The organism is Pseudomonas sp. LBUM1648 (genome assembly GCF_059716145.1).
The window spans coordinates 74,406-95,351 of record NZ_CP166808.1 but is presented as its reverse complement, the minus strand read 5'-3'; the positions used below and the strand labels follow the sequence as shown (position 1 = coordinate 95,351).

The following is a 20,946-nucleotide window of genomic DNA, read 5'->3' as shown; positions in this document are numbered from 1 at the left end:
ATGAAGAGTTTTGTTATCGCGACCCTGGCCCTGCTGGGCAGCGCTACTTTGCAAGCGGCCGAAGTTGATCAGTCCTTGATCAAACAGGGCGAATACCTCGCCCGCGCCGGCGACTGTGTGGCTTGTCACACCGCGAAGGACGGCAAGCCTTTCGCCGGTGGACTGCCGATGGAAACCCCGATTGGCACGATCTACTCGACCAACATCACCCCGGATAAAACCGGCGTCGGTGATTACAGCTTCGAGGACTTCGATCAGGCCGTGCGTCACGGCGTCGCCAAAAACGGTAGTACGTTGTACCCGGCAATGCCGTATCCGTCCTACGCCCGTGTCAGCGAAGGCGACATGAAAGCGTTGTACGCGTACTTCATGCGAGGCGTTGAACCGGTGGCGCAGGAGAACAAGGCCAGCGACATCCCGTGGCCGTTGAGCATGCGCTGGCCGTTGATGGGCTGGCGCTGGATGTTTGCGCCGAAGGTCGAGGACTACAAGGCCACGTCAGAAGATCCGGTCATTGATCGTGGGGCTTATCTGGTGGAAGGCCTCGGACATTGCGGCGCCTGTCATACGCCACGTGCCCTGACCATGCAGGAAAAATCCTTGAGTGCAGCGGATGGTAAAAACTTCCTGGCCGGCAGCGCGCCGCTGGAAGGCTGGATCGCCAAGAGTCTGCGCGGTGACCACAAGGACGGCCTGGGTAGCTGGAGTGAAGAGCAACTGGTGCAATTCCTCAAGACCGGTCGCAGCGACCGTAGCGCAGTGTTCGGCGGCATGAGCGATGTGGTCACCCACAGCATGCAATACATGACCGACGCCGACCTGACCGCGATTGCCCGCTATCTCAAGTCGTTGCCAGCGACTGATCCGAACGATCAGCCGCACCAGTACGACGAAAAAGTCGCCAAGGCCCTGTGGAACGGTGACGACAGTCAGCGCGGCGCAGCGGTGTACATCGACAACTGCGCGGCGTGCCACCGCACGGACGGCCACGGCTATACGCGGGTATTCCCGGCGCTGGCAGGCAATCCGGTGCTGCAATCAGATGACCCGACTTCGTTGATTCACATTGTGCTCAAGGGCGGGACTTTGCCAGCGACGCACACGGCGCCTTCGACCTTCACCATGCCAGCGTATGCATGGCGCCTGTCGGATCAGGAAGTCGCAGATGTGGTGAGTTTTATTCGCGGCAGTTGGGGTAACAAGGGCGCTCCAGTGAAAGCAGCCGATGTTGCCAATCTGCGCAAGAACGATATGCAGACCACTTCCGGCGATGACCTGGGGCAAGTCACTTCGCATAACTGACGCTTGAATATCGCTGACATGGCACGAAGGCTTGTGCTGTGTCAGCGAGCCAATCAACGCTTGGGCTGAAAGCCCTTGAATTGCGCAAAGGCATCCGCCAACTGCAAGTAAAGCTTCTTGTCGTGTTTATCGATGTCGCCATCGCCGTCAGCATCGACGGCGTCTTCGGAAATCAAGTCATAACGACCGTTACCTTGCGACGAAGAAGCGAACAACGAGTAGTCGTAATCCATCATTTCCGTCGCGTCTTCATCGTAGTGATAGAACGCGACCTCCGGATTTCCATCTTGGTCCATATCCGCGATTTCGAGCAATATCCTGATCGTCATAAATAAAATCTCTGTCCGTTGATTACGCCAGGATCACCGGCAAAGTTGCCGCACGCTCCTCAGGCTAAATCCAAAGCATGAACACATCTACTGTCATACCTGACAGGGTGTATAAGCAGACAGTGCTGACTGTCTTGCTGTCGATATATACACCCTGTCAACTATGACAGTAGACATTTATTGACGGCAGTTCTAATTTCAAAGGCGTGACTACTACACTTTTAATATTGAGTATGGCAGGGAGCGGACATTATGAATTACGCTGTGTTATATGAGTTCAAGGATATCAAGGGAGATCATCACGCCGAAGCGATCATCTCCCGATACAACGATGGATATGCGCCGGGCAGTAAACCCAACGTAGTTGTCACAGTTGAATACAACACGGTCAGTAAAAAATATGAAACCGTCGAAGGGTATGACGATGTCGAGGGAGATGGCGACCTTGATGAAGATGACCAGTCTTATTACACCCTCGCCGCTGATATGGCCTCTGCTATTGCAGGTTTAAGCAAGCAGGATGAGGGCCGGCGCTATAAGAGCATGCTGGTGTCTTTCGATAATAACGGCAGCCCGGCTGCACCGCCCGATGTCAAAATTGGACTGTTCAATGTTTCAAATCCCGGTTTGAGCCAGCCTGACTTTACTGTCACAGCGACAGATTATAGAAACGGCCTGTATAACAAGGTTTCAAATACTGTAGATGCCAACGGCGATAACCGCATTGATCTTGACGATCAACTTGCATTCAAGAGGATCGCAAATTCTTTTGCCTCAATGAAAGGGTTCAAAGCCTGAACTGACTGACAACTCTATTATCTTGCTTATCGCCCAACGGCACTGGCGGGTTACCCATTTCCACGATACTGTACGGACATACAGCATCGTGGAATTTCATTATGGCCATCCCTGACCGTGGTCGCGGCACCGCCAGCAACCCGCACAACCGCTTCGCACCGAGCCGCTCGGTTGCCGAAGACGACGGCTGGTATCAGGAAGTGCCCGAGACCCAGGGCACCGAGGTGATGATCGAAACGGCGAAGACGATCATCACCCGCAACACCTCGCCGGATCTGCCGTTCGACCGCTCTATCAACCCCTATCGTGGCTGCGAACATGGCTGCATCTATTGCTACGCGCGGCCCAGCCACGCCTATTGGGACATGTCGCCGGGGCTCGATTTCGAAACGAAGCTGATCGCCAAGACCAACGCTGCCCAAGTGCTGGAAGAACAGCTCGGGAAAAAAGGCTATCAATGCGCGCCGATCAATCTCGGTTCCAACACCGATCCGTATCAGCCGATCGAACGCGAACACAAGATCACCCGCCAGATCCTCGAAGTGCTGCTGCGTTATCGGCACCCGGTGACCATTGTCACCAAGGGCTCGTTGATCCTGCGCGACCTCGACTTGCTCACCGAACTGGCGCAACAGCGGCTGGTGGCGGTGATGATCAGCCTGACCACACTGGACGATGAACTCAAACGTATCCTCGAACCCCGCGCCGCTGCGCCCAAGGCGCGCTTGCGGGCAATCCGGGTGATGCGTGAAGCGGGAGTTCCGGTGGGAGTGCTGTGTTCACCGATGATTCCGATGATCAACGACAGCGAGATAGAAAGCCTGCTGACCGAGGCCCAAGCCGCCGGCGCGCAAAGTGCGGCCTACATGATGCTGCGCCTGCCGCTGGAAGTGGCACCGCTGTTCGAGGAATGGCTGCAAGCGCATTATCCGCAACGCGCAGCGCATGTGTTGAGCCTGGTCCGACAAAGCCGTGGCGGCGAGCTCTACGACAGCCGTTTCGGCGCGAGGATGCGAGGTGAAGGGCCGTTTGCAGATCTGCTGGCGCAGAGGTTTGCCAAAGCCATCAAGCGTCTGGGCCTTAATCATCGCGAGAGCTACAACCTCGATTGCACAGCCTTCTGTCCGCCGGGTCGCCAGATGTCGTTGATTTAGCGACAATTGGCCTATGGTTGAGTGGTCGGAACCCTTCCGTCGAAACTGCCAGTCACGTTTTTTGTGACCTGGAACACACGTTCTAGAGCGCTTGATTCAGTTTGAGTTAAGTTTCGACGGCTACCTTGTTCATCGAGTGACTGACGGGTCGGGATGACTCGGATGTTTTAAACAGCCACTGGCTTCATACCGGAATACCGGGGCATGACTCCCTGAATCCGCCTAAGAGGATGAATCATGAGTGACAAGGATAAACAGCCGTTGGCTGCGTCGGCGCAAGCCCCTGTGGCGGAATCCGCCGATGCAGCGCTGCGTCAGATCGTAGACGGCTTTTTGCATTTTCATCATGAGGTCTTCCCGCAGCAGGAAGAACTCTTCAAGAAACTCGCCACGGCCCAGTCGCCAAAAGCGATGTTCATCACCTGCGCCGACTCGCGCATCGTGCCCGAACTGATCACCCAGAGTTCGCCTGGCGATCTGTTCGTGACCCGTAACGTCGGCAACGTTGTACCGCCCTACGGCCAGATGAACGGCGGCGTTTCCACTGCGATCGAATACGCGGTGCTGGCGCTCGGCGTGCAGCACATCATCATCTGCGGCCACTCGGATTGCGGCGCCATGCGCGCGGTGCTCAACCCCGACAGCCTGGAAAAAATGCCGACGGTCAAAGCCTGGTTGCGCCACGCCGAAGTGGCCAAAACCATGGTGCATGAAAACTGTAACTGCGCCGACGAAAAAGAAAGCATGCCGATCCTCACTGAGGAAAACGTCATCGCCCAATTGCAGCACTTGCGTACCCATCCTTCGGTAGCCTCGCGCATGGCGAACGGTCATCTGTTCATCCATGGCTGGGTCTACAACATCGAAACCAGCGAAATCAAAGCTTACGACGCGGATCAGGGCTGCTTCCTGCCGCTCGACGGCAGCCATCCGATTCCGGTGGCGACGCCCAAAGCGCGCTTCTAAATCTTCCTAACAATCTGTGTGGTTTGACGCCGGCCGCTGTTTCAGCGGCCCGGCCTCGCCACGCCTGAAGAAAGCTTCGGGAGAGTCATCATGCGTGCTGCTCAATTAAAAGCGGTGTTGCCACGGGAGCTGCTCGCTTCGGTGGTTGTATTTCTGGTCGCCCTGCCGCTGTGCATGGGCATTGCGATTGCGTCAGGGTTGCCGCCAGCCAAAGGTCTGATCACCGGGATCATCGGCGGTCTGGTAGTCGGTTGGCTGGCGGGTTCGCCGTTGCAGGTCAGCGGGCCGGCAGCGGGTCTGGCAGTGTTGGTGTTTGAACTGGTGCGCCAGCACGGCATCGAGATGCTCGGGCCGATTCTGCTGCTGGCCGGTTTCCTGCAACTGGTGGCCGGGCGACTGAAGCTCGGTTGCTGGTTTCGGGTCACAGCGCCAGCGGTGGTCTACGGCATGCTGGCCGGGATCGGCGTGTTGATTGTGCTCTCACAAATCCATGTGATGCTCGACGCCTCACCAAAGCCCTCTGGGCTGGATAACCTCACAGCGTTCCCCGCTGCGGTGGCGCAAGCCTTGCCGTCGTTTGGCTGGCAGGCCGGTCTGCTCGGGCTGGCGACTATTGCGGTGATGTGGCTGTGGGAGAAATTCCGTCCGCATTCCCTGCGCTTTATTCCCGGCGCATTGCTGGGTGTGGGTCTGGCGACGGGTGCCAGTCTGATGCTGGCGTTGCAGGTTAAACGCGTCGAGGTGCCGGCCAATCTGGCAGAAGCCATCGATTGGCTGAAACCGGCGGATCTGCTCAGTCTGGCGGACCCGACGCTGCTGATCGCTGCGTTTGCCGTGGCGTTTATCGCCAGCGCCGAAACCCTGTTGTCGGCGGCGGCGGTGGATCGCATGCACAGCGGCGTGCGTTCGGACTTCGACCGTGAACTGTCGGCACAAGGCGTCGGCAACATGCTTTGCGGCCTGGTCGGCGCGTTGCCGATGACCGGGGTAATCGTGCGCAGTTCGGCCAACGTCCAGGCCGGTGCGACCACGCGCTATTCGACAATCTTCCATGGCCTGTGGCTGCTGGCGTTCGTGCTGTTGCTGTCGAGCGTGCTGCAAAGCATTCCGGTGGCGAGTTTGGCGGGTGTGCTGGTGTATACCGGTTTCAAACTGGTGGATCTCAAGGCGTTTCGCGGGCTGGGTCGTTATGGCCGGATGCCGATGTTCACTTACGCCGCGACGGCGCTGGCGATCATCTTCACCGACCTGTTGACCGGCGTGCTGATCGGCTTCGGCCTGACCTTGCTGAAACTGGCGTTCAAGGCTTCGCGCTTGAAGATCAGCTTGATCGATCTGCCGCAGGACGGCGAGATGGAGTTGCGTCTGGTGGGGGCGGCGACGTTCCTCAAGGTGCCGGCGCTGACGCAGGTGCTGAACACGATTCCAATGGGCACCACGGTGCATGTGCCGCTCAATAACCTGAGCTACATCGACCATTCGTGTCTGGAGTTGCTGGAAGAGTGGGGCCGGGCGAATGCGGCGAAGGGGTCGAAGCTGTTGATTGAGTCGCGAGGGTTGAAGCGCAGGCTTGAAGGGCGGATTCGGACTACCACCGGGATCGGCGCGGCCGGCTAAATTTTCCCGCCTGAACACAACACCTGTGGGAGCTGGCTTGCCAGCTCCCACAGGTGTTGAGGTGTTTCTGGGTTAAGCAGCCGGTTGATCCAGCTCCAGACCCACACCCAATCGACGGCCCATGCACGGCCAGCGTTTCCACGCCGCACCGGTGTCGGGGCTGCTGAGTTTTTCGCGGTAGGCCTCTACCGACTCCAGCGCAAAACTCTCTTCGTTGAGCATCTCGTCGATGGCGTGATGCACCGCTTCGTCCAGTTGGTTGGCAAACTCCTCACCGATCAATTGGTGAGCAATCAGATTGGCGACCGTCATGTCCAAGGGGATCAGTGGCTGGCCGAAATGCTTGATGTACAGGTCGTTGACCTCTTCGACAAAACGGTGCGCCAGGTAGGCTTCGTCCAGCAGGCTGTCCAGGCCAACGTGCCCGGCCATGATTACCGGCGGCTGGAGGAAATACTGCTCGGCGATTTTCAGCACCGGTTTGATCTGCGATTCGATTCCCGCTTCCCTGGCGACTTCATTGGCTGCATCCAGCAGGTCTGGCACTTCATCGATGTAGGCGGCGACAAAACGCGTCAGCACGCCTTTGGCGTCGGCTTCCGGCAATTGGATCGCCGGGTGTAAATGAGGCAGCTTGCTTTCCAGCTGACGGGTCAGCAGGCCGGTGTCTTTCTCGTGCTGTTGGGCGGTTTGGATCTGCTCGCGCAATGCGGCGGTGTTCATGAAAACTCCAGGGAACAAGGCAATGAAATAGGGAAGACATAAGTTAGCTGGCTTACGAAAAATGCTAAGACGCATTTGTCATAATTATTTCATCCTTGATGCGCCTGCGTTATATCGATTTACCACCTCTCGTCTGCATCCTTCTCCATTCGTGCCCTTGAACGCAAGTCTCGGCTGTTTCAGTTCATTTACGTCCTCACATTGCAATTTCCAGTCGCTGTCTATACTCGCCATTGAATGGAGTTAGCTGATGACGCCCGACTGCACCCGCAGCAAGGCCCGGCGATTCAAGTTCGTAGTCTGATGCAGCCGCTCCCTTGCCGCAGGCGAAAGCCGGCGGGATAACAAGAACGATAAGGGGAACCCGCAATGATGCGACATCCACACGTCTGGATGGGCCTCCTGTTGTGGTCGATTTTCAGCCAGGCCAATGCGGCCTGGACTGTGAATATGGCGCCTGGAGCGACTGAAATCAGTCACGCAGTATTCGACCTGCACATGACCATTTTCTGGATCTGTGTGGTGATCGGGATCATCGTCTTCGGCGCCATGTTCTGGTCGATGATGGTGCACCGCCGTTCAACCGGGCAGGTCGCCGCAAAATTCCACGAAAGCACCACCGTCGAAATTCTCTGGACCGTCGTCCCGCTGCTGATTCTGGTGGCGATGGCCGTTCCGGCGACCGCCACCCTGATCAAGATGTACGACGCCAGTGAGCCGGATATCGATATCCAGGTCACCGGCTATCAGTGGAAGTGGCACTACAAATACCTGGGCCAGGACGTCGAGTTCTTCAGCAACCTGGCCACGCCCGCCGAGCAGATCCACAACAAGGAAGCCAAGGGCGAACACTACCTGCTTGAGGTCGACAAGCCGCTGGTGCTGCCGACCGGCGCCAAGGTGCGCTTCCTCGTGACCTCCGCTGACGTGATCCATTCCTGGTGGGTGCCGGCCTTCGCGGTCAAACGCGATGCGATTCCGGGGTTCGTCAACGAAGCCTGGACCCGTGTCGACAAACCCGGCATCTACCGTGGCCAGTGCGCCGAACTGTGCGGCAAGGATCACGGCTTCATGCCGATTGTGGTCGAGGTCAAGGAAAAGGCCGATTACGAAACATGGCTGGCCGAACGCAAGGCCGAAGCCGCCCAGCTCAAAGAGCTGACCAGCAAGGAATGGACCCTCGACGAGCTCAAAGAGCGCGGCGACAAGGTCTATCACACCGCTTGCGTCGCCTGTCACCAAGCCGAAGGCCAGGGCCTGCCGCCGATGTTCCCGGCGCTCAAGGGCTCGAAAATCGCCACCGGACCGATCAAGGATCACCTGAACATTGTCCTCCACGGCAAGCCCGGCACCGCCATGGCGGCGTTCGGCAAACAGTTGTCGGAAGTCGATATCGCAGCGGTCGTGACCTATGAACGTAACGCCTGGGGCAACAACAAGGGCGACATGGTCACGCCAAAAGAAGTGCTGGAGCTGAAACAGGCGGAAAGCAAATGAGCCGGTCTATTGCGTACTTCGTGAACCAGTCGGGGCTCCGTACCCCGGCCTGCCCAGCCCACTCACTTGAAGGAGACCGGCCATGAGCGCTGTCATCGATGACCACGGTCATGCCGACCACGCCCACGGTCCCGCCAAAGGCCTGATGCGCTGGGTGCTGACCACCAACCACAAGGACATCGGCACGCTGTACCTGTGGTTTGCATTCTGCATGTTCCTGCTCGGCGGCTCGTTCGCCATGGTGATCCGCGCCGAGTTGTTCCAGCCCGGTTTGCAGATCGTCGAGCCGGCGTTCTTCAACCAGATGACCACCATGCACGGTCTGGTGATGGTGTTCGGTGCGGTGATGCCGGCGTTCGTCGGCCTCGCCAACTGGATGATCCCGTTGATGATCGGCGCGCCGGACATGGCCCTGCCGCGCATGAACAACTTCAGCTTCTGGCTGCTGCCGGCGGCGTTCCTGCTGTTGGTCTCGACCCTGTTCAGCCCCGGTGGCGGGCCGAATTTCGGCTGGACGTTCTACGCGCCGTTGTCGACGACTTATGCGCCGGAAAGCGTGACGTTCTTCATCTTCGCCATCCACTTGATGGGGATCAGCTCGATCATGGGCGCGATCAACGTGGTCGCGACCATCCTCAACCTGCGCGCCCCCGGCATGACGTTGATGAAAATGCCGCTGTTCGTCTGGACCTGGCTGATCACCGCGTTCCTGCTGATAGCGGTGATGCCGGTGCTGGCCGGGTGCGTGACGATGATGCTGATGGACATCCACTTCGGCACCAGTTTCTTCAGTGCCGCCGGTGGCGGTGACCCGGTGCTGTTCCAGCATGTGTTCTGGTTCTTCGGCCACCCCGAGGTGTACATCATGATCCTGCCGGCGTTCGGCGCCGTCAGCTCGATCATCCCGACCTTCTCGCGCAAACCGCTGTTCGGCTACACCTCGATGGTCTACGCCACCGCGAGCATTGCGTTCCTGTCGTTCATTGTCTGGGCGCACCACATGTTCGTGGTCGGCATTCCGTTGGTGGGCGAGCTGTTCTTCATGTACGCCACGCTACTGATCGCCGTGCCCACCGGGGTCAAGGTGTTCAACTGGGCGAGCACCATGTGGCAAGGCTCGCTGACCTTCGAGACGCCGATGCTGTTTGCCGTAGCGTTCGTGATCCTGTTCTCCATCGGCGGGTTCTCCGGGCTGATGCTGGCCATCGCCCCGGCGGACTTCCAGTATCAGGACACCTATTTCGTGGTCGCGCACTTCCACTATGTGCTGGTGCCGGGGGCCATCTTCGGGATCTTCGCCTCGGCCTATTACTGGCTGCCGAAGTGGACCGGCCACATGTACGACGAAACCCTCGGCAAGCTGCATTTCTGGCTGTCGTTCATCGGTATGAACATGGCCTTCTTCCCGATGCACTTCGTGGGCCTTGCGGGGATGCCGCGGCGGATTCCGGACTACAACCTGCAGTTCGCCGACTTCAATATGGTCTCCTCGATCGGCGCGTTCATGTTCGGCGCCACGCAGATCTTCTTCCTGTTCATCGTGATCAAGACCATCCGAGGCGGCGAGCCGGCACCGGCCAAACCGTGGGATGGCGCCGAAGGTCTGGAATGGAGCGTGCCGTCACCGGCGCCGTATCACACCTTTACTACGCCGCCGGAAGTGAAATGAACAATTTCTGCCCTGCACAAATGACTGTGGGAGAGGCTGAAAATCATGGCTGACTCGATCTCGCTGAAAAAACTCGTCACCCGCCTGCTCGCGGTGGTAGTGGCGATGTTTGTCTTCGGGTTTGCCCTGGTGCCGATCTACGACGTGATGTGCAAAGCCTTCGGCATCAATGGCAAGCCCGGTGGGCAGTACGAGGGCGAGCAGGTGGTCGACACCTCCCGCCAGGTGCGCGTGCAGTTTTTGTCGACCAACACCGCTGACATGCCGTGGGACTTCTACCCAAAGCACGACGAGCTGACGGCCAACCCCGGCGCGGTGAACGAGATGATCTTCATCGCCCGCAACCCCACCGACAAACCGATGAGTGCGCAAGCCGTGCCGAGCATCGCGCCAAGCAATGCGGCGGCGTATTTCCACAAGACCGAATGCTTTTGCTTTACCCAGCAGGTGCTGCAGCCCGGTCAGCAGATCGAGATGCCGGTGCGTTTCATTGTTGACCGCGACATGCCCAAGGATGTGAAGCACCTGACGCTGTCCTACACGCTGTTCGATATCACCGCCCGACATCCACCGGTGGCTGTAAACACTGGCGGTTAAGCGTGCCCGATAAGGAGAACAATAAATGGCAACTCATGAGCACTATTACGTTCCGGCCCAGAGCAAATGGCCGATCATCGCCACGATCGGCATGCTCGTCACCGTGTACGGCCTGGCCGTCTGGTTCAACGATCTGAAGGCAGCGCGCCCGGAATCCCACGGCCCGCTGATCTTTTTCATCGGCGGCCTGCTGGTGGCGTACATGCTGTTCGGCTGGTTCGGCACGGTGATCAAGGAAAGTCGCGCGGGACTCTACAGCGCGCAGCTTGATCGCTCGTTTCGCTGGGGCATGAGCTGGTTCATCTTTTCCGAGGTGATGTTCTTCGTCGCTTTCTTCGGTGCGCTGTTCTACGTGCGGCACATTTCCGGCCCGGCACTCGGAGGTGAAGGCCCAAAAGGGGTCGCGCACATGCTTTGGCCAAATTTTCAGTTCACCTGGCCGCTGCTGAACACGCCGGATCCGAAACTGTTCCCGCCGGCCAAAGACGTTATCAGCCCGTGGGGTCTGCCGCTGATCAACACGATTCTGCTGGTCAGCTCCAGCGTGACCATCACCATTGCCCACCATGCGCTGAAGAAAGGCCATCGCGGCGCGCTGAAAATCTGGCTGGCGATCACCGTGCTGCTGGGCTGCGCATTCCTCGGCTTCCAGGCCGAAGAATACATTCACGCTTATAAGGAGCTGGGCCTGACCCTGGGTTCGGGCATCTACGGCGCGACGTTCTTCATGCTCACCGGTTTCCACGGCGCCCACGTGACCATCGGCACGATCATTCTGTTTGTGATGCTGATGCGGATCATGAAGGGCCACTTCGACAACGAACACCAGTTCGGCTTCGAAGCGGCGAGCTGGTATTGGCACTTCGTCGACGTGGTGTGGATCGGCTTGTTCATCTTCGTTTACGTGCTCTGAACCTGGATCACCAAGGCGCGTGCGACACCAGTTGGCCGCTGTAAAAGCCCCAGGCGATCAAGCCGACGGTGGCAGCGGCCAATGCCACCCGAACACTCAAGGCGATGACCAGACGATTGGAACTGCTGTCGTCCTTGACCAGGAAAAACAGGCCGCTGAACAGGCTTATCACCGTGGCAATCAGCAGCAGGACGATGGCTGCTTTGAGCATGGGAAGACTCCGGGGGACAGGCGATGCACTTGAGTATAGCGATCGCGATGCCTGACTTTATGGCGATGCCATGAAGCGCTTTCGCCCGGGCGTCGTACCGACGGTTGTCGTGGCATTGTTGCTGCCGCTGTTGGTGTCGTTGGGCTTCTGGCAATTGAGCCGGGGGGCGGAGAAAACCGCCCTGCTCGCCAGTTACGCCGAGCGCCGCGCCGCTGAACCGATGGCCAGCAGCGAGTTGCTCAATAGTGCTGAGCCGGCCTATCGCCGCGTGCGTCTTTCCGGCCAGTTCGACGCCGCTCACAGCCTGCTGCTCGACAACAGCCAGCGCAACGGCAAGGTCGGCGTCGAGTTGCTGCAACCGTTTCAGGATCAACGCACCGGCCTGTGGCTGCTGGTCAATCGCGGCTGGCTGCCGTGGCCGGATCGACGCGTGCCGCCGCAATTCACCACGCCTTCCGAGGCGCTGAATATCGATGCCTGGGTCTACGTCGCCCCCGGCGCGACCTTCCAGCTTCACGCCGACCCGGCCAGCAGCACCTGGCCGCAAACCATCACCGCCGTCGATCCGGCCAAGTTGTGGAAATCCCTCGAGCGCGACGGCTTCGCCTACGAATTACGCGCCGAACCCGGCCCGGCGAGCTATCAGGCCGACTGGCCGGTGGTGGCGATGGGTCCGGAAAAACACCTCGGTTACGCCGTGCAGTGGTTCGCCATGGCCACCGCCCTGTTCGGTCTCTACGTCTACTTAGGCTTGCACAACGCAAAGGAGAAACACCATGGGAACGGCCATGAATCCACCCAGCATGTCTGAAGCCAAAGCCCCGGCCAGTCGGCGTCGCGGACGTCTTCAGTTGCTGCTGATCGTGCTCGGCGTGGTCGGCCCGATGATCCTCGCCACCGGCATGTACAAATTGCAGTTCTGGGTGCCGGATGGCCGCAGTTATCACGGAGAACTGATCGGCAACGGCCAGACACGCGCCGAGCTGGGTGTGCAGGCGGATGAAGTGCGCTGGCAGATGCTGGTGACGGCGCCCAAGGATTGCGCAGTGGACTGCCAGCAGCTTGTTTACCTCGCGCGGCAGATCCAGATCGGCCTCGGCCGTGAAGCCGGGCGCGCCAGCCACGCCCTCGCCGCTGCGCAACCTTTGAGCGCCGACTACCAAGCCAAACTCACCCGCGAATATCCGCAGTTGCAACGCTATCCGCTGGACGCCGCCACGTTCAGCAAGACAACGGGCGACCAGACCACGCCGCAACTGTGGATCATCGACCCCCACGGCAACCTCGTGCTGCGTTACGACCCGAATGTGAAGGGCAAGGATCTGCTCAACGACCTGCGCCACCTGCTGAAACTGTCGAATATCGGATAAGGGCATCGTCATGGCCAAACCTGGATTTCGCCTCGCGCTGTTTGCCACCTTGCTGGCACTGATTGTGGTGCTGCTCGGCGCCTACACCCGCCTGACCCACGCCGGCCTCGGTTGCCCGGACTGGCCGGGCTGCTACGGGTTTATCAGCGTGCCGAAAAGCGAAGCCCAACTGGCCCATGCCGAGCTGCATTTCCCCGACGCGCCGGTGGAGACGCACAAGGGCTGGAACGAGATGATCCACCGCTACTTCGCCGGCGCCCTCGGCCTGCTCATCTCGGTGTTGGCCGGGCGCGCGTGGGTCAATCGTCGCCATCCCGGGCAGCCATTGAAGCTGCCGCTGTTTCTGCTGGCGGTGGTGTTCGCCCAAGCGGCGTTCGGCATGTGGACGGTGACGCTCAAGCTCTGGCCGCAAGTGGTCACCGGGCATTTGCTTGGCGGCTTTGCGACCTTGAGCCTGTTGTTTCTGCTGACATTGAGATTGTCCGGCGTGCTGCCGGCGCTGACCGTGCCCAAACGCTTGCAGTACTGGGCGACGGCAGGACTGCTGCTGGTGATCGGCCAGATCGCTCTAGGTGGCTGGGTCAGTTCCAACTACGCCGCGGTGGCCTGCATCGATTTCCCCACCTGCCACGGCCAATGGCTGCCGCCTGCCGACTTTGCCAACGGCTTTCACCTGACCCAACACATCGGCCCCAATTACCTCGGCGGACAACTCGACAGCGATGCCCGCACAGCGATTCACCTGACCCACCGCATCGGCGCATTGCTGGTGACGCTGGTGCTGCTCGGTCTGGCCTGGCAACTGAAAGTGGTCGGCATGACCCGGCTGGCCGGTTTGGTGCTGATTGCCCTCGGCGCACAAATCACTCTCGGCATCAGCAACGTGATTTTCCATCTGCCGCTGCCGGTTGCCGTGGCGCACAACGCTGGCGGCGCGGCGCTGCTGCTGACCCTGGTGCTGGTCAATTATCACGCGCGCACCAGCCTGGTCCGGGTCAGACAACCAGTACTCGCTCGCTGGCGCTTCAGCCCGCGTAAACACTCCGCCGCGCCCATAACAATAAAAGGAGAAACGCCATGGCGATTCTGATCGGCGAACGCCCCACTCAGGCGATCTGGCGTGACTATCTGGAGCTGACCAAACCGAAAGTCGTGGTGCTGATGCTCATCACCTCGCTGGTCGGCATGTTCCTCGCGACCCGCGCCGGGGTGCCGTGGACGGTGCTGGTGTTCGGCAATCTGGGCATCGCGCTGTGTGCCGGTGGCGCGGCGGCGGTCAACCATGTGGTGGATCGGCGCATCGATGCAGTCATGGCGCGCACCCATAAGCGGCCGCTGGCAGAGGGCCGGGTTTCGCCTGCTGCGGCGTTGACCTTTGCGCTGGCGCTGGCGTTGCTCGGTCAGGCCTTGCTGCTGACCTTCACCAATCCGCTGACCGCGTGGCTGACCCTAGCCTCCCTGCTCGGCTACGCAGTGATCTACACCGGCTTCCTCAAACGCGCGACGCCGCAGAACATCGTCATCGGCGGTCTTGCCGGCGCCGCGCCGCCGCTGCTCGGCTGGACCGCCGCCACCGGCCATGTCAGCGCCGAACCGTTGCTGCTGGTGCTGATCATCTTCGCCTGGACCCCGCCGCACTTCTGGGCGCTGGCGATCCATCGCAAGGAGGAATATGCCAAGGCCGACATCCCGATGTTGCCGGTCACCCACGGCGAGCACTACACCAAAGTGCACATTCTGCTGTACACCTTCGCGCTGCTGGCGGTGAGCCTGCTGCCGTACGTGATCCACATGAGCGGCGTGCTGTATCTGTTTTGTGCGCTGGTGCTAGGCGCAAGGTTTCTGCAATGGGCCGTGGTGCTGTACCGTGGCACTCGGCCGCACGCGGCGATCAACACCTTCAAGTACTCTATTTGGTACTTGTTCCTGTTGTTCATTGCCCTGCTCGTAGACCACTACTTACTGTTGAACCTATGACTCGAACCCAGAAAACCGTCTTCATCCTCGTCGCCGTGATCGCGCTGATCCTGGGACTGACCGTCAACAAAGTACTGAGTGGCAAAGGCCAGGGCGACCCCACCGCGCTGATCGACGCCGGCATCATCCTGCTGCCGCAGAGCCGCACGCTGCCAAGCGTGAAGATGACTGATCAGGATGGCAAACCGGTCGCCATCGACGAGTTGAAAGGCAAGTGGAGCCTGCTGTTCTTCGGCTACACGTTCTGCCCGGACATCTGCCCGACCACACTCGCGCAACTGCGCCAGATCAAGAGCGAGTTGCCGAAGGATGCTGCGGATAAGTTGCAGATCGTGCTGGTCAGCGTCGACCCGAACCGGGACAACCCGAAACAGTTGAAGCAGTATCTGGGTTACTTCGATCCGCAGTTCATCGGCCTGACGCCGACCTCGATTGAAGAGCTGCAGAAGGTGGCCAATGCAGTGAGTATTCCGTTTATTCCGGCGGATACCAGCAAGCCGAATTACACGGTTGACCACAGTGGGAATCTGGCGGTGATCGGGCCGGACGGGACGCAGCGTGGGTTTATCCGGGCGCCGTTGAATAACGCCAAACTGGTGGCGCAACTCCCGGTAATGCTTAACCGCAAGTAAGTCACCACAGCAAGCACCGGGAAACCTTTGTGGCGAGGGGATTTATCCCCGATGGGCTGCGCAGCGGCCCCAAACACGGCATTCGCGCACTCACTGATGCACTGCATTCAGGGGTACTGGGACGGCTGCGCCGTCCATCGGGGATAAATCCCCTCGCCACAAATGCGGTGCTACGAGAGCGGTATTTCAGGCAAAAAAAGGGACGCACATGGCGTCCCCTTCTTCGTTAAAGCAACCAGGATCAGAACGCCGGCAATACCGCACCTTTGTACTTCTCGGTGATGAATTGCTTCACTTCCGGGCTGTGCAGGGCAGCGGCCAGTTTCTTCATCGCGTCGCTGTCCTTGTTGTCCGCACGGGACACCAGGATGTTCACGTATGGCGAGTCGTTACCTTCAATCACCAGCGCATCCTTGGACGGATCGAGCTTGGCTTCCAGCGCGTAGTTGGTGTTGATCAGCGCCAGATCGACCTGGGTCAGCACGCGCGGGATGGTCGCGGCTTCCAGTTCACGGATTTTCAGGTCTTTCGGGTTCTGCGCGATGTCTTTGACGGTCGACAGAATGTTGTTCGGCTCCTTCAGGGTGATCACGCCAGCCTTGGCCAGCAGCAACAGCGCACGGCCGCCGTTGGTGGCGTCGTTCGGGATCACCACGTTGGCACCGCTTGGCAGGTTTTTCAGATCCTTGATCTTGCTGGAATAGGCGCCCAGTGGCTCCAGGTGCACGCCGGTCACGGCCACCAGGCTGGTGCCCTTGGCCTTGTTGAACTCATCGAGGTACGGCTGGTGCTGGAAGAAGTTGGCGTCCAGACGCTTTTCGGCAACCTGTACGTTCGGCTGAATGTAGTCGGTGAAGACCTTGACCTTCAGATCCACGCCTTCTTTGGCCAGTGCCGGCTTCACGAACTCGAGGATTTCCGCGTGCGGCACCGGGGTGGCGGCAACGGTCAGGGTTTCGGCGTGTGCCGAAAACGCAGCAACAGCAGCGAAAGCAGCGATCAGTTTTTTCATTCAGCTAACTCCTTTTTGGGCGCCCGTCAGGCGCCTGCCAGCGAATGGCCGGCTCATTCTTGAATATCAAACCGGTTTATTTACGCGAGAAATGCACGACCAGTCTGTCACCTACCATTTGCAGCACTTGCACCAGAATCAACAGCAGCACCACGGTGACGATCATCACGTCAGTCTGGAAACGCTGGTAGCCGAAGCGGATCGCCAGGTCACCCAGACCACCGGCGCCGACCACTCCGGCCATCGCCGTGTAGGACACCAGTGTAATCGCCGTCACCGTAATCGCCGCGAAGATGCCCGGACGGGCTTCCGGCAGCAACGCGTTCATGATGATTTGCCGAGTGGTCGCGCCCATCGACTGGGTCGCTTCGATGATGCCGCGATCGACTTCACGCAGCGCAGTCTCGACCAGACGCGCGAAGAACGGCGTGGCACCCACCACCAGCGGCGGAATCGCACCGGCCACGCCCAGCGACGTGCCGGTGATCAGCACGGTGAACGGGATCATCACGATCAACAGAATAATGAACGGCAGCGACCGCAGGATGTTCACCGCCAGCGACATGAACGCGTAGAGGGCACGGTTTTCCAGCAACTGGCGCGGACTGCAGAGAAACAGCAGCACGCCCAGCGGCAGGCCGAGCAAAACGGTGAACAACAGCGAGCCACCTAGCATCAGCATGGTGTCGCCCGTCGCCAGCCAGATTTCAAACCAGTCGATGTTTTCGAAGAACGTCTTGAGCAGTTCCATTAACGGAGCACCTCCATGTGAACGTCCGCGGCGGTGAAGCGGGCGAACGCCGCTTCCATGTCGCCACCGGTGACGGCGAGGGTCAATTGCCCGTACGGAATGTCTTTGATGCGGTCGATGCGACCAGCAAGGATGCTGTAGTCGACACCGGTTTCCCGGGCGACGGTACCGAGCAACGGCGCGTAGGTCGCTTCGCCCTGGAAAGTCAGACGCACGATACGACCCGGCACGTGAGCGAAGTCATCGCGCTGTTCGCTTTCGTCGATCTGCTCGCTCTCCTGGACGAAACGCTTGGTGGTCGGGTGCTTCGGATGCAGGAACACATCGGCCACCGAACCTTGCTCGACGATCACGCCGGCATCCATCACGCCCACCTGATCGCACACACGGCGGATCACATCCATCTCGTGGGTGATCAGGACGATGGTCAGTTTCAGCTCGCGGTTGATCTCGGCCAACAGTTGCAGGACCGACGCGGTGGTCTGCGGGTCGAGGGCGCTGGTGGCTTCGTCACACAGCAGAATCTTTGGCTTGGTCGCCAGGGCGCGGGCGATGCCGACGCGCTGCTTCTGGCCACCGGACAACTGCGCCGGGTATTTCTTGGCGTGGTCGGACAGACCGACGCGCGCCAGCAACTCGGCGACGCGCTTGTCGATTTCGCTGCTCGACAGCTCGCCGGCCAGGGTCAGCGGCAACGCAACGTTGTCAGCCACAGTCTTGGACGCGAGCAGGTTGAAGTGCTGGAAGATCATCCCGACTTGCTGGCGGAAACGGCGCAGGCCGTTGGCATCCAGCGCGGTGACTTCTTCGCCGTCGACGATGATTTTGCCGCCACTGGATTCTTCCAGGCGATTGATCAGACGCAGCAGGGTACTTTTTCCCGCACCGGAATGGCCGATCAGGCCGAAAACCTGACCGTTCTCGATCGAGAGGTTGGTCGGGTGCAGGGCGGGGATGTCCTTACCGGCGACGCGGTAAGTCTTGTGGACGTTTTGAAACTCGATCACGTAGCGAACCTTGTGGGGCGCGTTAGAAAAGGATCAGCGGTTAGCCGGGCGCGCATTTTAGCCTGTCCGTATAGAGGTTCTTAGCATTTATTTCTCAATTAACCTTCGATTTGGCAATAACAAGATCAAAGGTCATAAAAAAGGAACGCCGGTTCCTTCTCGTCAGTCACTAGTTAAGCGACTTGAAACCCTGGGTAACCGTGCCCGGAAACGCTCAAGAGTCCCCGTTGAAAGGGGTCAAACGAGGAGTTTACGTCTGATGAGTACCAAGAAACCCGCCTCCGGCAAAAGTGAACTGGCTGGAACCGACACCCCGGATCGCGCCAACACCAATAGCAAACTCGACAGTCTGGAGAAATTTCGCTCCGACGCCACCGGCCAGGCCCTGCGCACCAACCAGGGCGTGAAAATCGCCGACAACCAGAACACCCTCAAGGCCGGCCCCCGCGGGCCTTCGCTGCTGGAAGACTTCATCATGCGTGAAAAGATCACGCACTTTGACCATGAGCGAATCCCGGAGCGCATCGTCCACGCCCGTGGCACCGGCGCCCATGGTTTCTTCCAGGCTTACGAGAATCATGCGGCGCTGACCAAGGCCGGATTCCTCCAGGATCCGGGGAAAAAGACCCCGGTGTTCGTGCGCTTTTCCACCGTGCAGGGGCCACGCGGCTCCGGCGACACGGTGCGTGACGTGCGCGGCTTCGCCGTAAAGTTCTTCACCGACGAAGGCAACTTCGATCTGGTCGGCAACAACATGCCGGTGTTCTTCATTCAGGATGCGATCAAGTTTCCCGATTTCGTCCATGCGGTAAAACCCGAGCCGCACAATGAAATCCCTACCGGCGGATCGGCCCACGACACGTTCTGGGACTTCGTTTCGCTGGTGCCGGAATCGGCGCATATGGTCATCTGGGCGATGTCCGACCGGGCGATCCCGAAAAGCCTGCGCAGCATGCAAGGCTTCGGTGTGCACACCTTCCGCCTGGTCAACGCCGAGGGTAAATCGCGCTTCGTCAAATTCCACTGGCGCCCTACCGCCGGCACTTGCTCGCTGGTGTGGGACGAGGCTCAGAAGCTCGCTGGTAAAGACACCGACTACCACCGTCGCGATCTCTGGGAAGCCATCGAGATGGGCGACTACCCGGAATGGGAGTTGGGTGTGCAAATCATCGAAGAAGAAAACGAGCACGACTTCGATTTCGATATCCTCGACCCGACCAAGCTGATCCCCGAAGAAATCGTGCCGATCACGCCGCTGGGCAAAATGACCCTGAACCGCAATCCCGACAATTACTTTGCCGAGACTGAACAGGTTGCGTTCTGCCCGGGCCATATCGTCCCGGGGATCGACTTCTCCAATGACCCATTGCTGCAAGGTCGACTGTTTTCCTACACCGATACGCAAATCAGCCGACTCGGCGGGCCGAACTTCCATGAGTTGCCAATCAACCGCCCGGTCGCGCCGTTCCATAACGGCCAGCGCGATGCGCAGCACCGTACGGTGATCGACAAGGGCCGTGCGTCCTACGAGCCGAACTCGATTGATGGCGGCTGGCCGAAAGAAACCCCGCCGGCCGCGCAGGACGGCGGTTTCGAGACGTACCCGGAACGCATCGACGCCGCCAAGATTCGCCAGCGCAGCGAGTCGTTCAGTGACCACTTCTCCCAGGCACGGCTGTTCTTCAACAGCATGAGCGCGCACGAGAAAGAACACATCATCGCCGCCTACAGCTTTGAGCTGGGCAAGGTAGAACGAGAGTTCATCCGCGCGCGGGAAGTGAACGAGATTCTGGCCAATATCGATCTGGAACTGGCCAAACGCGTGGCGGACAACCTGGGCCTGCCGGCGCCCACCAAAGGCACGGTCGAGGTACGCAAAACGTCCTTTGATCATTCGCCGTCGCTGAGTCAGGCCAATTTGTTGCCGGAAAACATCAAGACGCGAAAAGTCGCGATTCTTGCTGCCAACGGCGTCGATGGTGCGGCGATTGATGCGATGAAGAAAGCTTTGGCCGCTGAAGGGGCGCACGCCAAGTTGCTCGGCCCGACGTCGGCACCAGTGAAGACCGCCGATGGCAAAAGCCTGCCGGTGGATGCGTCGATGGAAGGCATGCCTTCGGTGATCTTCGATGCGGTGTTCGTGCCAGGTGGCGCGGCGTCGATCAAGGCGTTGAGCGGTGATGGTGTGGCGTTGCATTACCTGCTGGAGGCGTACAAGCATCTGAAGGCGATTGCCTTGCAGGGTGAAGCGAAGCAAATGCTGGATGTGTTGAAGCTGGAGGCGGACGCCGGGCTGTTGGAGGGCAAGGATGTCACGGCGCTGACCAAGCCTTTCTTCGCCGCGATCGGGCAACACCGGGTTTGGGCTCGGGAGCCTAAGGCGAAAGCCGTTCCGGCCTAAAGGACGCTTTCGCGAGCAGG

General features: G+C 59.5%; 21 protein-coding genes. 15 read left to right on the top strand and 6 right to left on the bottom strand.

From position 1 onward, the window contains the following. The gene (locus tag ACA043_RS00445) at window positions 1–1,302 is read left to right on the top strand and encodes a c-type cytochrome (protein ID WP_401270792.1); all 1,302 of its coding nucleotides are present in this window, start codon (window positions 1–3) and stop codon (window positions 1,300–1,302) included. A 53-nt stretch (window positions 1,303–1,355) separates the two neighbouring features. Here the strand turns inward: ACA043_RS00445 and ACA043_RS00440 are convergent, their stop codons facing one another. Continuing rightward, complete coding sequence (locus ACA043_RS00440) at window positions 1,356–1,598, bottom strand: hypothetical protein (RefSeq protein WP_401270794.1); 243 nt, start codon at window positions 1,596–1,598, stop codon at window positions 1,356–1,358. A 285-nt stretch (window positions 1,599–1,883) separates the two neighbouring features. Here ACA043_RS00440 and ACA043_RS00435 point away from each other — a divergent pair, with 285 nt between their 5' ends. The 4 genes from ACA043_RS00435 (at window position 1,884) to ACA043_RS00420 (ending at window position 6,166) form a co-directional block, all read left to right on the top strand. Further along, window positions 1,884–2,429, top strand: a complete 546-nt coding sequence (locus tag ACA043_RS00435) for a hypothetical protein (RefSeq protein WP_497658412.1) — start codon at window positions 1,884–1,886, stop codon at window positions 2,427–2,429. Between the two features lie 101 nt (window positions 2,430–2,530). After that, window positions 2,531–3,583, top strand: coding sequence for a PA0069 family radical SAM protein (locus ACA043_RS00430; RefSeq protein WP_401270799.1), 1,053 nt, complete (start codon window positions 2,531–2,533; stop codon window positions 3,581–3,583). A 237-nt stretch (window positions 3,584–3,820) separates the two neighbouring features. After that, on the top strand, window positions 3,821–4,549 hold the full coding sequence (locus ACA043_RS00425; protein WP_187680730.1) for a carbonic anhydrase: 729 nt from the start codon (window positions 3,821–3,823) through the stop codon (window positions 4,547–4,549). A 90-nt stretch (window positions 4,550–4,639) separates the two neighbouring features. Next, window positions 4,640–6,166: a SulP family inorganic anion transporter gene (locus tag ACA043_RS00420; RefSeq protein ID WP_401270802.1), complete on the top strand. Its 1,527-nt coding sequence runs from the start codon at window positions 4,640–4,642 to the stop codon at window positions 6,164–6,166. Window positions 6,167–6,238: 72 nt separating this feature from the next. On the opposite strand, the gene ACA043_RS00415 is transcribed toward ACA043_RS00420, so the two are convergent. Next, the gene (locus ACA043_RS00415) at window positions 6,239–6,889 is read right to left on the bottom strand and encodes a hypothetical protein (protein ID WP_401270804.1); all 651 of its coding nucleotides are present in this window, start codon (window positions 6,887–6,889) and stop codon (window positions 6,239–6,241) included. A 369-nt stretch (window positions 6,890–7,258) separates the two neighbouring features. Here ACA043_RS00415 and coxB point away from each other — a divergent pair, with 369 nt between their 5' ends. The 4 genes from coxB to ACA043_RS00395 all read left to right on the top strand — a co-directional run bounded on the left by coxB (window position 7,259) and on the right by ACA043_RS00395 (window position 11,565). Beyond that, window positions 7,259–8,386, top strand: coding sequence for a cytochrome c oxidase subunit II (gene coxB, locus ACA043_RS00410; protein ID WP_489881419.1), 1,128 nt, complete (start codon window positions 7,259–7,261; stop codon window positions 8,384–8,386). Between the two features lie 82 nt (window positions 8,387–8,468). Then, window positions 8,469–10,055 carry a cytochrome c oxidase subunit I gene (ctaD, locus tag ACA043_RS00405; RefSeq protein WP_042556974.1) on the top strand — a complete coding sequence of 529 codons (1,587 nt, stop codon included), beginning with the start codon at window positions 8,469–8,471 and terminating at the stop codon, window positions 10,053–10,055. Between the two features lie 45 nt (window positions 10,056–10,100). Continuing rightward, window positions 10,101–10,652, top strand: a complete 552-nt coding sequence (locus tag ACA043_RS00400; RefSeq protein WP_497658411.1) for a cytochrome c oxidase assembly protein — start codon at window positions 10,101–10,103, stop codon at window positions 10,650–10,652. 25 nt (window positions 10,653–10,677) lie between these two features. Next, window positions 10,678–11,565: a cytochrome c oxidase subunit 3 gene (locus ACA043_RS00395; RefSeq protein WP_187680726.1), complete on the top strand. Its 888-nt coding sequence runs from the start codon at window positions 10,678–10,680 to the stop codon at window positions 11,563–11,565. Between the two features lie 7 nt (window positions 11,566–11,572). Here ACA043_RS00395 and ACA043_RS00390 read toward each other — a convergent pair whose 3' ends face one another. Beyond that, window positions 11,573–11,776 (bottom strand): twin transmembrane helix small protein, encoded by a 204-nt coding sequence (locus tag ACA043_RS00390; RefSeq protein ID WP_003220344.1) that lies wholly within the window; start codon window positions 11,774–11,776, stop codon window positions 11,573–11,575. A 70-nt stretch (window positions 11,777–11,846) separates the two neighbouring features. Between ACA043_RS00390 and ACA043_RS00385 the strand changes: the two genes are divergently transcribed. The 5 genes from ACA043_RS00385 to ACA043_RS00365 are packed head-to-tail and all read left to right on the top strand — an operon-like array spanning window position 11,847 to window position 15,755. Continuing rightward, the gene (locus ACA043_RS00385) at window positions 11,847–12,587 is read left to right on the top strand and encodes an SURF1 family protein (RefSeq protein ID WP_401268312.1); all 741 of its coding nucleotides are present in this window, start codon (window positions 11,847–11,849) and stop codon (window positions 12,585–12,587) included. Next, window positions 12,553–13,146 carry a PA_0111/PP_0108 family redox-active disulfide protein gene (locus ACA043_RS00380; RefSeq protein WP_489881421.1) on the top strand — a complete coding sequence of 198 codons (594 nt, stop codon included), beginning with the start codon at window positions 12,553–12,555 and terminating at the stop codon, window positions 13,144–13,146. The genes ACA043_RS00385 and ACA043_RS00380 overlap by 35 nt, the downstream gene beginning before the upstream one ends. Before the next feature lie 10 nt (window positions 13,147–13,156). After that, on the top strand, window positions 13,157–14,236 hold the full coding sequence (locus ACA043_RS00375) for a COX15/CtaA family protein (protein ID WP_401268306.1): 1,080 nt from the start codon (window positions 13,157–13,159) through the stop codon (window positions 14,234–14,236). After that, window positions 14,224–15,123, top strand: coding sequence for a heme o synthase (gene cyoE, locus ACA043_RS00370; RefSeq protein WP_497658410.1), 900 nt, complete (start codon window positions 14,224–14,226; stop codon window positions 15,121–15,123). The genes ACA043_RS00375 and cyoE overlap by 13 nt, the downstream gene beginning before the upstream one ends. Further along, entirely contained in the window at window positions 15,120–15,755 is a 636-nt protein-coding gene (locus tag ACA043_RS00365; protein ID WP_497658409.1) for an SCO family protein, read from the top strand. Before cyoE ends, ACA043_RS00365 begins: the two co-directional genes overlap by 4 nt. 241 nt (window positions 15,756–15,996) lie before the next feature. Here ACA043_RS00365 and ACA043_RS00360 read toward each other — a convergent pair whose 3' ends face one another. The 3 genes from ACA043_RS00360 to ACA043_RS00350 all read right to left on the bottom strand — a co-directional run bounded on the left by ACA043_RS00360 (window position 15,997) and on the right by ACA043_RS00350 (window position 18,525). Next, window positions 15,997–16,767 carry a MetQ/NlpA family ABC transporter substrate-binding protein gene (locus tag ACA043_RS00360; RefSeq protein ID WP_497658408.1) on the bottom strand — a complete coding sequence of 257 codons (771 nt, stop codon included), beginning with the start codon at window positions 16,765–16,767 and terminating at the stop codon, window positions 15,997–15,999. 76 nt (window positions 16,768–16,843) lie between these two features. Further along, window positions 16,844–17,518 carry a methionine ABC transporter permease gene (locus ACA043_RS00355; protein WP_187677300.1) on the bottom strand — a complete coding sequence of 225 codons (675 nt, stop codon included), beginning with the start codon at window positions 17,516–17,518 and terminating at the stop codon, window positions 16,844–16,846. Beyond that, complete coding sequence (locus tag ACA043_RS00350; RefSeq protein ID WP_187677299.1) at window positions 17,518–18,525, bottom strand: methionine ABC transporter ATP-binding protein; 1,008 nt, start codon at window positions 18,523–18,525, stop codon at window positions 17,518–17,520. Before ACA043_RS00350 ends, ACA043_RS00355 begins: the two co-directional genes overlap by 1 nt. A 259-nt stretch (window positions 18,526–18,784) precedes the next feature. Here ACA043_RS00350 and katE point away from each other — a divergent pair, with 259 nt between their 5' ends. Continuing rightward, on the top strand, window positions 18,785–20,926 hold the full coding sequence (katE, locus tag ACA043_RS00345) for a catalase HPII (RefSeq protein WP_497658407.1): 2,142 nt from the start codon (window positions 18,785–18,787) through the stop codon (window positions 20,924–20,926). Window positions 20,927–20,946 lie beyond the last annotated feature (20 nt).

Excerpts from the sequence above, each read along its gene's own strand:
- katE (WP_497658407.1), top strand. The coding sequence starts at position 18,785 with ATGAGTACCAAGAAACCCGCCTCCGGCAAAAGTGAACTGGCTGGAACC.
- ctaD (WP_042556974.1), top strand. The coding sequence starts at position 8,469 with ATGAGCGCTGTCATCGATGACCACGGTCATGCCGACCACGCCCACGGT.
- ACA043_RS00445 (WP_401270792.1), top strand. The coding sequence starts at position 1 with ATGAAGAGTTTTGTTATCGCGACCCTGGCCCTGCTGGGCAGCGCTACT.
- ACA043_RS00415 (WP_401270804.1), bottom strand. The coding sequence starts at position 6,889 with ATGAACACCGCCGCATTGCGCGAGCAGATCCAAACCGCCCAACAGCAC.
- ACA043_RS00360 (WP_497658408.1), bottom strand. The coding sequence starts at position 16,767 with ATGAAAAAACTGATCGCTGCTTTCGCTGCTGTTGCTGCGTTTTCGGCA.
- ACA043_RS00425 (WP_187680730.1), top strand. The coding sequence starts at position 3,821 with ATGAGTGACAAGGATAAACAGCCGTTGGCTGCGTCGGCGCAAGCCCCT.
- ACA043_RS00375 (WP_401268306.1), top strand. The coding sequence starts at position 13,157 with ATGGCCAAACCTGGATTTCGCCTCGCGCTGTTTGCCACCTTGCTGGCA.
- ACA043_RS00430 (WP_401270799.1), top strand. The coding sequence starts at position 2,531 with ATGGCCATCCCTGACCGTGGTCGCGGCACCGCCAGCAACCCGCACAAC.
- ACA043_RS00380 (WP_489881421.1), top strand. The coding sequence starts at position 12,553 with ATGGGAACGGCCATGAATCCACCCAGCATGTCTGAAGCCAAAGCCCCG.
- ACA043_RS00440 (WP_401270794.1), bottom strand. The coding sequence starts at position 1,598 with ATGGACCAAGATGGAAATCCGGAGGTCGCGTTCTATCACTACGATGAA.
- ACA043_RS00390 (WP_003220344.1), bottom strand. The coding sequence starts at position 11,776 with ATGCTCAAAGCAGCCATCGTCCTGCTGCTGATTGCCACGGTGATAAGC.
- ACA043_RS00400 (WP_497658411.1), top strand. The coding sequence starts at position 10,101 with ATGGCTGACTCGATCTCGCTGAAAAAACTCGTCACCCGCCTGCTCGCG.
- ACA043_RS00385 (WP_401268312.1), top strand. The coding sequence starts at position 11,847 with ATGAAGCGCTTTCGCCCGGGCGTCGTACCGACGGTTGTCGTGGCATTG.
- cyoE (WP_497658410.1), top strand. The coding sequence starts at position 14,224 with ATGGCGATTCTGATCGGCGAACGCCCCACTCAGGCGATCTGGCGTGAC.
- ACA043_RS00435 (WP_497658412.1), top strand. The coding sequence starts at position 1,884 with ATGAATTACGCTGTGTTATATGAGTTCAAGGATATCAAGGGAGATCAT.
- ACA043_RS00355 (WP_187677300.1), bottom strand. The coding sequence starts at position 17,518 with ATGGAACTGCTCAAGACGTTCTTCGAAAACATCGACTGGTTTGAAATC.
- ACA043_RS00365 (WP_497658409.1), top strand. The coding sequence starts at position 15,120 with ATGACTCGAACCCAGAAAACCGTCTTCATCCTCGTCGCCGTGATCGCG.
- ACA043_RS00420 (WP_401270802.1), top strand. The coding sequence starts at position 4,640 with ATGCGTGCTGCTCAATTAAAAGCGGTGTTGCCACGGGAGCTGCTCGCT.
- coxB (WP_489881419.1), top strand. The coding sequence starts at position 7,259 with ATGATGCGACATCCACACGTCTGGATGGGCCTCCTGTTGTGGTCGATT.
- ACA043_RS00395 (WP_187680726.1), top strand. The coding sequence starts at position 10,678 with ATGGCAACTCATGAGCACTATTACGTTCCGGCCCAGAGCAAATGGCCG.